This is a genomic window from Komarekiella delphini-convector SJRDD-AB1 (genome assembly GCF_014831675.1).
Classification (GTDB): Bacteria; Cyanobacteriota; Cyanobacteriia; order Cyanobacteriales; family Nostocaceae; genus Komarekiella.
The window spans coordinates 91,231-103,854 of the sequence record NZ_VJXY01000009.1 but is presented as its reverse complement, the minus strand read 5'-3'; the positions used below and the strand labels follow the sequence as shown (position 1 = coordinate 103,854).

Genomic DNA, 12,624 nt, shown 5'->3' with positions numbered 1-12,624 from the left:
TCCCCGCTTAAAGCAACTAGGTTCAAAAATCCAGGTTTTTTGGACTCTTGAACGCTAGTTGCTACAAGTCGGCATAGCCAACGGCACTTCTATAATTTGCTGTTGATGGTTAACACAACGCTCCAAATTAAAAACAAATTTGCGGAAATATTAAAATTTATTTAATTTAAACAACATGAATGTTGTTAAAGTTGGAAGCTACATCTCAATCATTAACCAGGTTTGAGGGATATCTACGGCTGGCTAAGCCACATGCTACAGGTGAAACCCTTACAAGTCTTCACTTCATCAAGGCTACAAGTTTTGAGACAATCAGAAACGACTTAATAATCAAGCACTTATAGTCCACATTTTATTGGGTAGAGACACAAACATGAAATTGGCTTACTGGATGTATGCAGGCCCAGCCCACATCGGCACTCTGAGAATCGCTAGTTCTTTTAAAAATGTTCACGCGATCATGCACGCTCCCATTGGCGATGACTACTTTAACGTCATGCGCTCCATGCTATCGCGGGAGAGAGATTTTACTCCGGTGACAACTAGTGTCGTTGACCGCAACGTTTTAGCACGCGGTTCTCAAGAGAAGGTGGTAGATAACATCACCCGCAAGGATTCCGAGGAACACCCAGATCTGATTGTGTTAACTCCCACTTGCACCTCCAGCATTTTGCAAGAAGACCTGCACAACTTTGTCGAGCGGGCGCAGCTGGAAGCCAAAGGAGATGTCATGCTGGCGGATGTGAACCACTACCGCTACAACGAACTACAAGCAGCCGATCGCACTTTGGATCAAATCGTCCAATACTACATTGAAAAAGCCCGGAAGCGGGGCGAATTGCCTGAAGGCAAAACAGCAAAGCCCTCAGTTAACATCATCGGTACTACTACGCTCGGTTTCCACAATAATCACGACTGCACCGAACTCAAACGGTTGATGGCTGATTTAGGAATTGAGGTCAATACCTTAATTCCCGAAGGTGCTTCGGTGAACGACTTGAAGAAAATGCCCAAAGCCTGGTTTAACCTAGTACCTTACCGTGAACTCGGTTTGACCACGGCTCGCTACCTAGAAGAACAATTCGGCACACCTTATATAGACATTACTCCAATGGGTGTAGTGGAAACTGCCCGTTGTATTCGCAAAATTCAGCAGGTAATCAACGCTCAAGGCGCAGAAGTTGACTATGAAGACTTCATCAACGAGCAAACCTTGCATGTATCTCAAGCTGCTTGGTTCTCCCGTTCTATTGACTGTCAAAACTTAACAGGCAAAAAAGCTGTGGTCTTTGGTGACAACACCCACGCTGCCGCCATTACCAAGATTCTGGCGCGAGAAATGGGGATTCACGTTGTTTGGGCTGGAACCTACTGTAAATATGATGCAGACTGGTTCCGCGAACAGGTGAGCGAGTATTGCGATGAAGTGCTAATCTCCGAAGATCATGGTGCAATTGGGGATGCGATCGCTCGTGTTGAACCTTCTGCCATTTTCGGGACTCAAATGGAACGCCATGTCGGTAAACGCTTGGATATTCCTTGCGGCGTAATTGCTGCACCAATCCATGTCCAAAACTTCCCCATTGGTTACAAACCATTTATGGGTTATGAAGGCACGAATCAGATTACAGATTTGATCTACAATTCCTTCACTTTGGGAATGGAAGATCACCTGTTAGAAATCTTCGGGGGTCACGACACCAAAGAAGTTATTACTAGAGGAATTTCTGCTGATTCTGACCTCAACTGGACAAAAGATGGTCAAGCAGAATTGAACAAAATTCCTGGATTTGTTCGCGGGAAAGTGAAGCGAAATACTGAGAAATTTGCCCGCGATCGCGGCTTCAAAGAAATCAACGCTGAGGTATTATACGCTGCGAAGGAAGCTGTCGGCGCGTAGGTTAGAGATTTTTAATAATAAAGGGCATATCTTAAATAAATGCCTTTTATTATTACTTATTCTGACTTTAGCAGACGAATAAAGCCAGCTTGTTCAAAGTGATGATCTGTAGTTAATGCCTCTTGAATACCAAGCTGTTGCATGACTATAAAAGAAGTGCTATCCACCAAAGACCAAGCTTTATCTTCTCTAGTTTTGAGTAGCTCCCAAGCTGCTAAATCTATTGTTGGTTCAATATAAATAAAGTTGACATAAGGAGCAGTTTTGACAGCTTCTACGTATTTAAATAACTGCGGACGAGGTACGCGTAAAGGGCTATTTAGCAAAGCCACTAATTCAATAACAACATAATTAGTTGTTACCATTGCTTGACCTTGCTGACGCCTATGCTGAAACCACTGCTTTGCTTGTTCGTGGTAGAACTCAGTTGCAACAAATAAGTTAGCCCACCCCGATGTATCTACAAAGACTTTATTCGCCAATTTTTAACTCCTGCTGCAAAGTTTGCCGGAGATATTGATCGTGGTTTTCTCCTACATCATAATTATCAAATTTCAATGTACCTACTAAAGGTAGAATTGGATCGAATTCAGAGATATTTTCCTGTTTAGCTGATTGAGATAATGATTGTAGAATTAAATCTTCTAAAGATAGATTAAGTTTTTCAGCCTGAGCAGTTAATCTACTTTCCAACTCATCTGACAACTGTATTGTTAATGTTTTAGCCATTTTATTCACCAGTTATAAATAATAAAAAGAACATTATAGAGTGAGTATTTAACTAAGATGTTCATAATCTCATTATATGTCCAAATAGCAAGTGGAAGAAAGCCTTTAAAGACGGTGAAACTCTAGATGTAGTTACTGTGCCTATTTCCTGGGTTAACCCTCTACCTGAAACCTGGGGAAGTATTGAAAATGATACAAGACAGACAGTTGAAAGCAGAAAAAATCAAACTCATGGCTGACTTTTGTTTGCGATCGCAGTTTCAAAGAGATCAACGCTGAGGTGTTGTACGCTGCCAAGGAAGCTGTAGACGTGTAGTTTACGAGTTAGCGATTAAAAAATTTAGGGGCATTCTTGCCAATTCCTTTAGTTATGTCTATTATCAGGAAGTATTTAATAATACTAGTTGCTTAAGTAATTTTATGCCTTCAAAAGAAGATTTGTTAGAACAATACGGTTCAGTCAGAACAAGCCATGTCTTAGAACAGCTTTATAACTTTGCATTTATTACTCCAACTGCCATCGATAACCTAAACAGGCAAGCCCTAGATGAGGACTGGGGAAGGGACCTGAATGTTTTAAAAAAATACATAGCAATAACTCTGTATTGGAGCATAGAACAAGGTAGATTTATAGAAGTTACAGGTGGCTTTATTGTGACTGCGGGCTTACTGAGAAATAGGTATAGCGTACCAATCTATCTGAAGTTTGAACAAAACACTCGTTCGTCAAATCAACCGTGGGCATTGACCTTTGCAGGTTTAGGACACGATATTGATGGTGTATCTGAATTTCCAGCAGCTCCAGAGGTTCCTAAATCACCAGAAATTCCTATTGGTAATGAGATAGTTGTCAAGGACGAGCATATATTAGGAGAGCGTTCTGAGAGAGTACCTTTTCTTCAAGGTATAGGAAATGTAGCTCAAATTTGTGCTTTAACTGGTGCTATCCAATGGTCAATTTATAGAGGGCTTCAACAACCGTGCTGGTACTTTGGAAAAGTACAATATTACGTTCCTATTTACCTTCAAAATCAAGAAAATATTACAGCTACTCCTGATTTAGTAGTACCTATTGAAATTGGTCAAGATAACCTACCTATATTTGTTCGTACTGCATTAAACCCTGAAAGTCAGACTAACTACTACAGCAATATACGACCAGTTGTAGCAAGAGCTGATCAGCTTAAACCTTGGGTAGTTAGTAGCTGGGCTACAAAAGTAGTATCAAGCGATGAGGTCGAGTAATGGAAGTCTCACAGTGTTGGGTTAAAAATACTTATAGAGTCTGAAGCAAAAGTAAAGAAGCTATCACCCTATTCTAAAATCAAGGACTAATCATACGCTGAAGTCCAATCGAAATAGGTTCATAATCGTCAGGTGTCAAACTCCCCCGATAATCAACAATACGGTTAACATCTAAAACCCTGACCTGATCTAATAAAGCAATAGATGGCGAACTTAATCCAGCAACGCTTGCTGCAAAACGTGGATATAAATCTGGTGAAGCGATTGCCCAGATTTGCCCTCTATCAGTAGTCATGGGAATTACAACTATTAACGAAAAGCGAAGTATCCCCAAGCGGTTTGGGAACCCTACAACAATTGCAGGTCTATAACCTTCTTGCTCACGACCTTGAGGGTTTTGTTGAGGAAAACGTGCTGTTACAACATCCCCAAACTGTAAAGAACGAGTAGTCATTCCTCAACAATGACTACTCCCATTCCAGGAATATGCTTAACAGGCAAACCCTTATCCAGTTCTCCTGGTTGCCAATCATAAGGTTCATAGCTACCCAAATTTGATAAGTCGCTTTCTAGCCATCCTATATCAGATTCTTCATTTAATTCTTCACTAACTACAGATAACTGAGATTCTTGACGATTCTCCTTTCTCCACTCTAAAAACTCAACAAAATCTAGAACTTCCTGCTGTGCATTTTTGGGGAGGTGTTCTAATTTCTCTAAAATCCTGTCTTTGAGAGAATCCATGCTTACAGCCACGATTTTTATTGAACAGTGTAACTCATAGCCCCTATCTTTCAAAATAGGTTTTTTGTCATCTTTGAATTAGGTATGACTTTACAGATAATTTCAGCTATTTTTGTTACATTCTTCGCTCTTTAATTTCTCTATGTGCAGTTCTGTTTATAGAATAGGCGCTTCCCCTAAAGCTCAATTTATAGGCTACTGGTGGTGTAATTATTTCAGCCGATTGGACATTAGGATCAGCGTGAACAAAATAAGTACATCCCCTAAAGCTCAATTTATGGGTTACTAATGGTACAGTTACTCCATTTGATTTGGTATCAAGGTCAGCACGATAAGAAGCCCCACGGTAGATTAAGTTATAATCTGGTTCAGATTTGGGAACTGGTTGTTGAGGATATTGTACTTCTCTATTGACCACCTTGCTTGTGTAGTATTCGTAGCTTGTACTGGTAAGAATAAGAATTAATAGTAGAAGTAAAATCTGCCAAGGAGCTAACATTAAACCCAAAATTAGGCTGATAGCTGCAAATACAGCTACTAAATGTGAGATTTCATTATTAGTTTTTTTTAATAAAAAATAGCCAGTGATGAAACAAGCACACGGTATACTCAAAAAGTACAAAGCCATATTTCCTACATTCGGAACAAAAGCAAAGGGTTTATCAAGCAGATTGAACTTGTTTGGAAGGTTGTTGTTTATTTTACCTCCAATTAGTTTTTGAAGTTACCGTGCTACTTGAGTAAAAGTGTTACCTCAAGGTATCTGTATTAGCCTTGTTTGCGAAAGAAAAATTAACAGCCAAGGCTATCTCAAAGTTTTAACATCATACCTTTAAGATTCTGTCAAGTGAGCGTTTTTGTCTTGATTCATTCAGAGATGTCACATCCCAAACACGAGGCGTAGTAACAGATGGATGCTCAGTGTACAGTTTTTGCTGAAGTAGATGAAGATATTACCTTATAGGGATGTCTGCTGCAACCCCTCTGGCGATCGCATTCCTTAACGGATAAATATACTGATAAATAAAAAATATCACTAAACAAATATTACAATACAAAATTATTACTTCAGGAATCTAATAGGCAGAATAACCCACTGAAGTCTTAACCGATGTATCTCCGACAACGAAGTAAAAAAAGCATCATTAAGACCTCGCAATCTCTCTTATGAATAACTAGCAGATGCATGTTAGTGTTTGAATCTCATCGTCCTCCTCCCGCGCCTTGCCCTATGCATCTGCAACATTTACACCCACAACACCTTGAAGAATTGGTCAAGAGTAGTGGCATAGATTTACACCTGGTGCAGCTCAATTTTAGGTCTTTCCAGGGTGTAACTGCTTATGAGTACCTGTTGATTTCTGAGCTACTCCCCCGCACTAATACGGGAATGGTGAAAAGTAGCTGGTTGCAGCGTTATGCTCATATTACTGAAGGCGGTTGGTGGTGTTCTGGACTAGATCCTCTAAATGATTGGCAAATAATGGAGTGGGGATGCTTCAAGCCAAACAAACCCCGGCAGAATAACAATGGTAAGTTCGTTAAATACGAGCATCCCCCCAGTACATCAACACGAGTGTTTTGTTTGCGCGTATCGCTGCAAGTATGGCAACAAATCGCCCAGCGTTACAACCTAGTCATGCCTGACAATATTAGCATTACCGCTGATGGCGAAGCTGAAGGCTTCTGGCAATGGGTAATGCAACAGAATATCCCCCTAATTATCTGCGAGGGTGTAAAGAAAGCAGCTGCGCTGTTGACACAAGGCTATGCAGCTATTGGCATTCCTGGAATTACCAGCAGTTATCGGGTTGTCAAAGATGAATTCGGCAAAGTCACCCGTCGTCAGCTGATTCCTGACTTAGCGACGTTTGCTGTTACAAAACGCAGCTTTTATATTTGCTTTGATTATGAAACTCAACCCAAGAAAACTGCTGCTATAAATAATGCTATTTCACAACTTGGTTGTTTGTTTCAACAAAAAAATTGCTCGGTTAAAGTTGTCGAACTTCCAGGGATAGAAAAAGGGGTTGATGAATTTATTGTTGCTAAAGGTGCAACTGCTTTCGATAAAATTTATCGTCAAAGCGTTGATTTAGAAATTTACCTTGCTCAAACTAAACCTCATACTGAGTTAACAATTCCGGCTGCACTCACCTTCAACCGTCCCTATATAGGTGAAATATCTTTCCCCAACTCTGGATTAGTAGGAGTAAAGTCAGCAAAAGGAACGGGTAAAACTACAGCACTTCAAAGCGTTGTTAAACAAGCCAAAAGTAGAAATCAACCTGTTTTATTAATTACTCACAGAATTATACTGGGACGGTTTTTGTGTGAAAAAATTGGGATTCAATGGGGAATAAAAAATGAGGAAATGAGAGAGAATAACCAATGCCCCATTCCCCATTGCCCCTTATCCCCAGAGGGGGCCCCGAGTTCCCCATGCCCCATTCCCCATTCTTTAGGATTATGCGTTGATTCCATTTGGAAACTTAACCCTGAAAACTGGCACGGGGCGATAGTAATTTTAGACGAAGTAGAACAATCTTTATGGCATTTACTCAACAGTAATACTTGTAAACACAAGCGTGTCAAAATTTTAAAATTATTCCAGCAACTAATTGCCACAGTTCTGACAACTGGAGGATTAGTAATTGCTCAAGATGCTGATTTATCAGATGTTTCATTAGAATATTTGCAAGGATTAGCAGGAATTAAAGTAATGCCTTGGGTGGTTGTAAATCAGTGGAAGCCTCAACAAGGTTGGGACGTTACTTTTTACGATTCTCCTAACCCAACGCCGCTAATTCACCAACTGGAATTAGATTTACTTGCAGGACGTAAATGTTATGTTACTACCGATAGCCGCTCTGGGCGTTATAGTTGTGAAACAATTGAACGTTATCTAAAAGAGCGCTTACAAAAATTACGACAGCAATTTCCTAAAACTTTGGTAGTTAGTAGCCACACGACAAACACACCTGGCCACGCAGCGGTTGATTTTATAGCAGCTATTAATCAAAAAATCTCTGAATATGATGGCGTTTTTGTGACTCCTAGCCTCGGTACTGGAATTAGTATTGATGTCCAACATTTTGACCGGGTTTACGGCGTTTTTCAAGGGGTAATTCCAGACTCAGAAGCACGACAAGCGTTAGCAAGAGTACGGGATGATGTGCCGCGTATTGTCTGGTGTGCTAAGCGAGGTATTGGCTTAATTGGTAGTGGTAGCACAAATTATCGATCGCTATCTGATTGGTATCAGGAAAATCAAAAGGAAAACTTAGCTTTGCTGAGTCCGTTACACAAAATAGATGTGGATTTGCCTTTAGTTTATGACCCTATTCATTTGCGAACTTGGGCAAAATTGTCTGCAAGAGTGAATGCTTCTATTCGCCTCTATCGTCAATCGATGCAAGATGGTTTAATTGCTGATGGACATCAAATTCAGATGCGAAGTAACGCTGTTCACAATAATATTATTCGAGATTTACGCCTGGCCTTTATGGCAACTGATTCCAATGATTTAGCCACCCGGAGAAGATTAATTTTAGAAATTGTCAAAGTTCAAAAAGATTGGGTACAAAGCCGCCAGAAAGCTAAAGAAATTAAACGGAAAATTAAAGAAATTAAGCAGCAAAATCAATTAGCAGCGGCGGCTGCTGTCGCTAATGCCAGAGATATTGATTATGTAGAGTATGAACAGCTATTAGCTAAACATTCTCTTGCTGATGTAGAACGTAACCAAATCAATAAATATCTTCTCAGGCAAAGGTATGGGATAGAAGTTACTCCTATGCTGAAGTTGCAGGATGAGCAAGGATATTATTGTCAACTGTTAATTCACTATTATTTAACTCATGAAAGTGAGTATTTTCATGTCAGAGATCAGCAAGAATGGCATCAGCAGTTGTCTTGGGGAGAAGGGAAAGTTTTTTTACCAGATTTAAAAACTTACACGCTCAAAGTTGAAGCAATGAGAGCTTTAGGAATGCTACAGTTTCTCGAAGCAGAACGAGAGTTTGCTGAGAATGATGCTGATTTGATATTGCTAAAAAATGTGGCTTTTCAACATAGTAAACATATCAAAAGAGCGCTTGGTCTTAACTTAGATAGTGAGAAAAAGCAAGTTTCGGCAATAAAAATACTCAGCCGACTGTTAAATTTGTTGGGTTTGAAGTTGAGGCGGGTAAATGAAGTTTATCAAATCGACTCAGAAACACTCAATGACGGCAGAGAAAAAATATTTGCAGTTTGGCATCAACGAGATGAATTGATGTTAGCTCATGTTAAAAGTGGTGGCTATAAGGTGACTGATTATTCATCAAACTGGAATCTTGAAATTGTACAAACGAACTCTGAAAAGTTAGACCATACATCATCTATGCCTAGCTTCCCGTTATCAAAGATATGAGAAAGTTTCTGCATCCTACAGCAAGCAAGCAACAGACTTCTCTTTGTGTCTACGCACCAGTTGCCAATTAGTACCGTCTTGCGCTCTAGTATTTGTATTGCCGTGCTATCTAAACGCAAACTCCTGCAATGTTAATGCATCGGCTTGCAATGTTAATGCATCGGCTTGCAATGCTAATGCATCGACCTGCAATGTTAATGCATCGGCTTGCAATGCTAATGCATCGACCTGCAATGTTAATGCATCGGCTTGCAACACGATTGCATCAACCTACAATGCTATTGCATCGACTTGCAATACGATTGCATCGACCTGCAATATGATCGCACCTTATTATATCCTCCTCGTCACTCTCTGTTTTAATGAGTTGGAAGTTAGGTTGACGCCAAAAAACGCTTTTTTGATAGCTGATATTTACACAAAAGCATTAAAATCCTAGCAACAGCCATAATAGTAGCTAGAATAACTTTCGTTATGTATCGCTGATAATCCCGTTACTTTAAGGTAAGGGAGTGTCAAAACTCAAAAAATTACATGAATGCTGAAGATTTTTTCAACCAAGGGTTAAACAACGATTTGCAAGGAGATTATCAAGGAGCGATCGCAGCTTACACTCAAGCACTCAAGTTAAATCCTGACTATGCAGAAGCCTACCATAACCGAGGTATTATTCTCAGTGGTCAACTCAAAAATTATCGTGGTGCGATCGCAGATTTTGATCGAGCAATAAAAATCAATCCTATTGCTATAGCTTACTGTCACCGGGCTAATGCTCGTTACTTTTTAGCTGATTATGAAGGAGCGATCGCTGATCATGACCAAGCATTACAAATTAATCCCAACTTGGCTGAATCTTACCACAGTCGGGGCAATGCCTACTTTGCCTTGGAAGACTATGACAAAGCCATCGCAGATTATCACCAAGCAATAGAAAATAGTACTCAGTTAGCTACTTATATCAACTTTGATATTGCCAAAGCATTGCATAATCGGGGTGTAGCTTGTTTTGATCGTGGCGACTATCAAGAAGCAATTGCAGACTTTCAACAAGCTTTGCAGTGGTATCCTCATTTTGCCGCAGCTTATAGCAATCGAGGTAATATTTACTATATTTTAGGAAACTATCAAGAAGCTATCGCTGATCACAATCAGGCATTACAGCTAGATCCCAATTTAGCAGAGGCTTACCATAATCGAGGTAATGCTCACTATGCTCTAGCAGATTATCAAAGTGCGATCGCTGATTACAACTATGCACTAGAAATGAACCCCAACTTTGCAGGAGCATACTATAACAGAGGTCTTGTTCTTTCTCACCTCAAAGACTATCACAGCGCAATTACAGACTTTAACCAAGCTCTGAAGCTGAATCCTGATGATATCCAAGCATACTACGAAAGGGGTCTTGTGCTTAGCATACTTGAGGATTATCAAGGAGCGATCGCAGATTACAATCAGGCATTGCAAGAAAATCCGACTCTAGCTTTAGTTTACGGCTTTCGCGCTAATGCTCGTCGCCAACTCGGAGACTATCAAGGCGCAATTGAAGATAGTAATCGACTATTACAACTCAATCCCCATCTAGCTGAAGGATACTGCGATCGCGCCGCTGCTCGTCGTTCTTTAGGAGATTATAAAGGAGCAATTAAAGATTATGATCAGGCATTGCGGATTAATCAAAACTTAGCCTCAGCTTACTATGGTCGAGGTATTGCCCGCGAAGCTTTGCAAGATTTCCCAGGAGCAATTGAAGATAACACTCAAGCAATAAAGATTGTACCTGACTTCTCCCAAGCATACTGTAATCGGGGTAATGCTCGCCGCCTTCAGGGAGATGAACAAGGAGCGATTGCAGATTACGACCAAGCATTAAAACTCAATCCCGATCTGGTTGAGGCTTATTATAATCGGGGTTCTACCTGTTATGCTCTAGAAGATTATGAAAGTGCAATCGCAGACTACACTAAAGCTTTGCAAATAAATCCTCAATCTGCTGCATTTTACAGCGATCGCGCCAATGCTCGTTATGCCCTGCAAGACTATCAAGGAGCAATAGAAGATTACAATCAGGCAATTGCGCTTAACTCTAGCTTTACTGAAGATTGGTTCAACAGAGGTCGTAGCCGTTCTCTATTGGGAGATTTGGAAGGAGCACTTACGGACTTAAATCAAGCTTTGCAGTATCAACCTCATTGGACTTCAGCCTACATCGTTCGAGCAGATATCCACCAAAATTTAGGAGATTATCAACAAGCAATTGCCGATTTCCAAAAATCTGCCGACCTCTATTTTCAAGAAGGAAATACACAGTATTATCAACAAATTATGGAGCTAATCAAACAGCTTAACCAAGATCCCCGACTTTATTAATAAAGTCGGGGATCTTGTCTACTCTACAAGAAACCTATACCAGAAGCCTACCACCTCAGACCGCTCTGATGAAGGGTTTAGCCTTCCCTTGGTGGTAACAAAGTGGAGGAAGCGATAAAAACTCCACACTTTTCATGGCAAATATAGGCACTGTTCGCGTATCTGACATCGCTCTCCTTTGATACACGACAATAGGTCACAGCGGCATAACACCCATCCAGTGCTGATTGTCATGGCATAATCATAGCAATCCGCTTACTTGTAATTAGTCCTTCCAAGGGAGGAATCGCTATCAAACTATAGAAATAAGTGTATTAGTTAAGTAGCTAGGCGTAAATAAATTAAAGTTTGTAGTGAGTTAGCGCGGTCTTCTCCCAAAGGGAGAGGCTAGCGCCAAGGGGGTTTCCACGCCACTCCCCACAACGGATAGCGCAGCGTTAGCGAGTCATTGAGCGTCGGGAACCTCCGCAAGGGGGTGGCTCCCCATGAGCGACTAACGAACCCAAAGGGTAAGGACTTTAGTTCTGATAATCCTTATTTTGAGCGATGAATCGCTCACTACGAGCTAGGATTTTACGTTTAATTATACCTATCTATTACTATTGCCTATCTCAGGTGTAATCTGATTTGATTGTGTCATCTATCTAATTCTATTAATTTAGAAGTATGAAAGATTGGATAACAATTTTAATTAGATGTGTAATATTAATATTGATTTTATTTAGTACAGTTTTATTTAGTTCAGATGCATTTGCAAATCAAGATAATATGAATCAAGAAGATATTCTGACACTAATTAACAAAGCTAAAGAAGCTTGGGTTGCTCAAGATGCTGATGCCCTGACTCAGATGTTTACACCAGATGGAGAAATTATTGTGCCAGGTAAAAAATGGCAAGGACAAGCAAAAATTCGAGAAGAAATAACCCATTTTGCTCAGCAGTATTCAGATGTGAAAATTGACATCAAGCGAATTATCGTTGAAAATAACCAAGCCGCAGTTGAGTGGTATTATGAAGACACTCATAAAGCTACAGGTCGCCGCAACAAAGCTGATGACGTTATTTTTGTTGATTTCAAAAATGGTCTGATCAATCGATGGCGTGAGTATTTTGACACTGAAACACCAGTTTAAATCAGTGAACAGTGAACAGTTATCAAGGTTTGAGTTGAGATTTACAACTCTACCTGAATCCTAAAGTTTTGCTGTAGCTGTAAGATTA

At 40.2% G+C, this 12,624-nt stretch carries 11 protein-coding genes; 5 read left to right on the top strand and 6 right to left on the bottom strand.

The genetic code is table 11. From position 1 onward, the window contains the following. Window positions 1-373: 373 nt before the first annotated feature. Complete coding sequence (bchB, locus tag FNW02_RS10805; RefSeq protein WP_191757546.1) at window positions 374-1,900, top strand: ferredoxin:protochlorophyllide reductase (ATP-dependent) subunit B; 1,527 nt, start codon at window positions 374-376, stop codon at window positions 1,898-1,900. 56 nt (window positions 1,901-1,956) lie between these two features. On the opposite strand, the gene FNW02_RS10800 is transcribed toward bchB, so the two are convergent. Both FNW02_RS10800 and FNW02_RS10795 read right to left on the bottom strand, forming a co-directional pair. Next, entirely contained in the window at window positions 1,957-2,382 is a 426-nt protein-coding gene (locus tag FNW02_RS10800) for a type II toxin-antitoxin system VapC family toxin (RefSeq protein ID WP_191757545.1), read from the bottom strand. Then, window positions 2,372-2,629: a hypothetical protein gene (locus tag FNW02_RS10795; RefSeq protein WP_191757544.1), complete on the bottom strand. Its 258-nt coding sequence runs from the start codon at window positions 2,627-2,629 to the stop codon at window positions 2,372-2,374. Before FNW02_RS10795 ends, FNW02_RS10800 begins: the two co-directional genes overlap by 11 nt. A gap of 420 nt (window positions 2,630-3,049) precedes the next feature. On the opposite strand from FNW02_RS10795, the gene FNW02_RS10790 reads away from it, so the two are divergent. Then, window positions 3,050-3,874, top strand: a complete 825-nt coding sequence (locus tag FNW02_RS10790; protein ID WP_191757543.1) for a DUF3825 domain-containing protein — start codon at window positions 3,050-3,052, stop codon at window positions 3,872-3,874. 79 nt (window positions 3,875-3,953) lie between these two features. Here the strand turns inward: FNW02_RS10790 and FNW02_RS10785 are convergent, their stop codons facing one another. The 3 genes from FNW02_RS10785 to FNW02_RS10775 all read right to left on the bottom strand — a co-directional run bounded on the left by FNW02_RS10785 (window position 3,954) and on the right by FNW02_RS10775 (window position 5,246). Further along, window positions 3,954-4,328, bottom strand: coding sequence for a type II toxin-antitoxin system PemK/MazF family toxin (locus tag FNW02_RS10785; protein ID WP_191757542.1), 375 nt, complete (start codon window positions 4,326-4,328; stop codon window positions 3,954-3,956). Next, a complete protein-coding gene (locus FNW02_RS10780) occupies window positions 4,325-4,618 on the bottom strand; it encodes a DUF2281 domain-containing protein (RefSeq protein ID WP_191757541.1) in 294 nt (97 codons plus the stop codon). The genes FNW02_RS10785 and FNW02_RS10780 overlap by 4 nt, the downstream gene beginning before the upstream one ends. 115 nt (window positions 4,619-4,733) lie before the next feature. Next, window positions 4,734-5,246, bottom strand: a complete 513-nt coding sequence (locus FNW02_RS10775) for a hypothetical protein (protein WP_191757540.1) — start codon at window positions 5,244-5,246, stop codon at window positions 4,734-4,736. A 603-nt stretch (window positions 5,247-5,849) separates the two neighbouring features. Between FNW02_RS10775 and FNW02_RS10770 the strand changes: the two genes are divergently transcribed. Then, entirely contained in the window at window positions 5,850-9,032 is a 3,183-nt protein-coding gene (locus FNW02_RS10770; protein ID WP_191757627.1) for a plasmid replication protein, CyRepA1 family, read from the top strand. A 105-nt stretch (window positions 9,033-9,137) separates the two neighbouring features. On the opposite strand, the gene FNW02_RS10765 is transcribed toward FNW02_RS10770, so the two are convergent. Further along, window positions 9,138-9,290, bottom strand: coding sequence for a hypothetical protein (locus FNW02_RS10765; RefSeq protein ID WP_225225583.1), 153 nt, complete (start codon window positions 9,288-9,290; stop codon window positions 9,138-9,140). A gap of 276 nt (window positions 9,291-9,566) precedes the next feature. On the opposite strand from FNW02_RS10765, the gene FNW02_RS10760 reads away from it, so the two are divergent. Together FNW02_RS10760 and FNW02_RS10755 are read left to right on the top strand one after the other, a co-directional pair. After that, window positions 9,567-11,402, top strand: coding sequence for a tetratricopeptide repeat protein (locus tag FNW02_RS10760; RefSeq protein WP_191757539.1), 1,836 nt, complete (start codon window positions 9,567-9,569; stop codon window positions 11,400-11,402). A gap of 768 nt (window positions 11,403-12,170) precedes the next feature. After that, the gene (locus FNW02_RS10755) at window positions 12,171-12,536 is read left to right on the top strand and encodes a nuclear transport factor 2 family protein (protein ID WP_225225564.1); all 366 of its coding nucleotides are present in this window, start codon (window positions 12,171-12,173) and stop codon (window positions 12,534-12,536) included. Window positions 12,537-12,624: the final 88 nt, after the last annotated feature.

What these genes read in the sequence shown, in the direction of transcription:
- bchB (WP_191757546.1), top strand. Translation starts at nt 374, where the DNA reads ATGAAATTGGCTTACTGGATGTATGCAGGCCCAGCCCACATCGGCACT.
- FNW02_RS10795 (WP_191757544.1), bottom strand. Translation starts at nt 2,629, where the DNA reads ATGGCTAAAACATTAACAATACAGTTGTCAGATGAGTTGGAAAGTAGA.
- FNW02_RS10790 (WP_191757543.1), top strand. Translation starts at nt 3,050, where the DNA reads ATGCCTTCAAAAGAAGATTTGTTAGAACAATACGGTTCAGTCAGAACA.
- FNW02_RS10785 (WP_191757542.1), bottom strand. Translation starts at nt 4,328, where the DNA reads ATGACTACTCGTTCTTTACAGTTTGGGGATGTTGTAACAGCACGTTTT.
- FNW02_RS10780 (WP_191757541.1), bottom strand. Translation starts at nt 4,618, where the DNA reads ATGGATTCTCTCAAAGACAGGATTTTAGAGAAATTAGAACACCTCCCC.
- FNW02_RS10775 (WP_191757540.1), bottom strand. Translation starts at nt 5,246, where the DNA reads ATGGCTTTGTACTTTTTGAGTATACCGTGTGCTTGTTTCATCACTGGC.
- FNW02_RS10770 (WP_191757627.1), top strand. Translation starts at nt 5,850, where the DNA reads ATGCATCTGCAACATTTACACCCACAACACCTTGAAGAATTGGTCAAG.
- FNW02_RS10760 (WP_191757539.1), top strand. Translation starts at nt 9,567, where the DNA reads ATGAATGCTGAAGATTTTTTCAACCAAGGGTTAAACAACGATTTGCAA.
- FNW02_RS10755 (WP_225225564.1), top strand. Translation starts at nt 12,171, where the DNA reads ATGAATCAAGAAGATATTCTGACACTAATTAACAAAGCTAAAGAAGCT.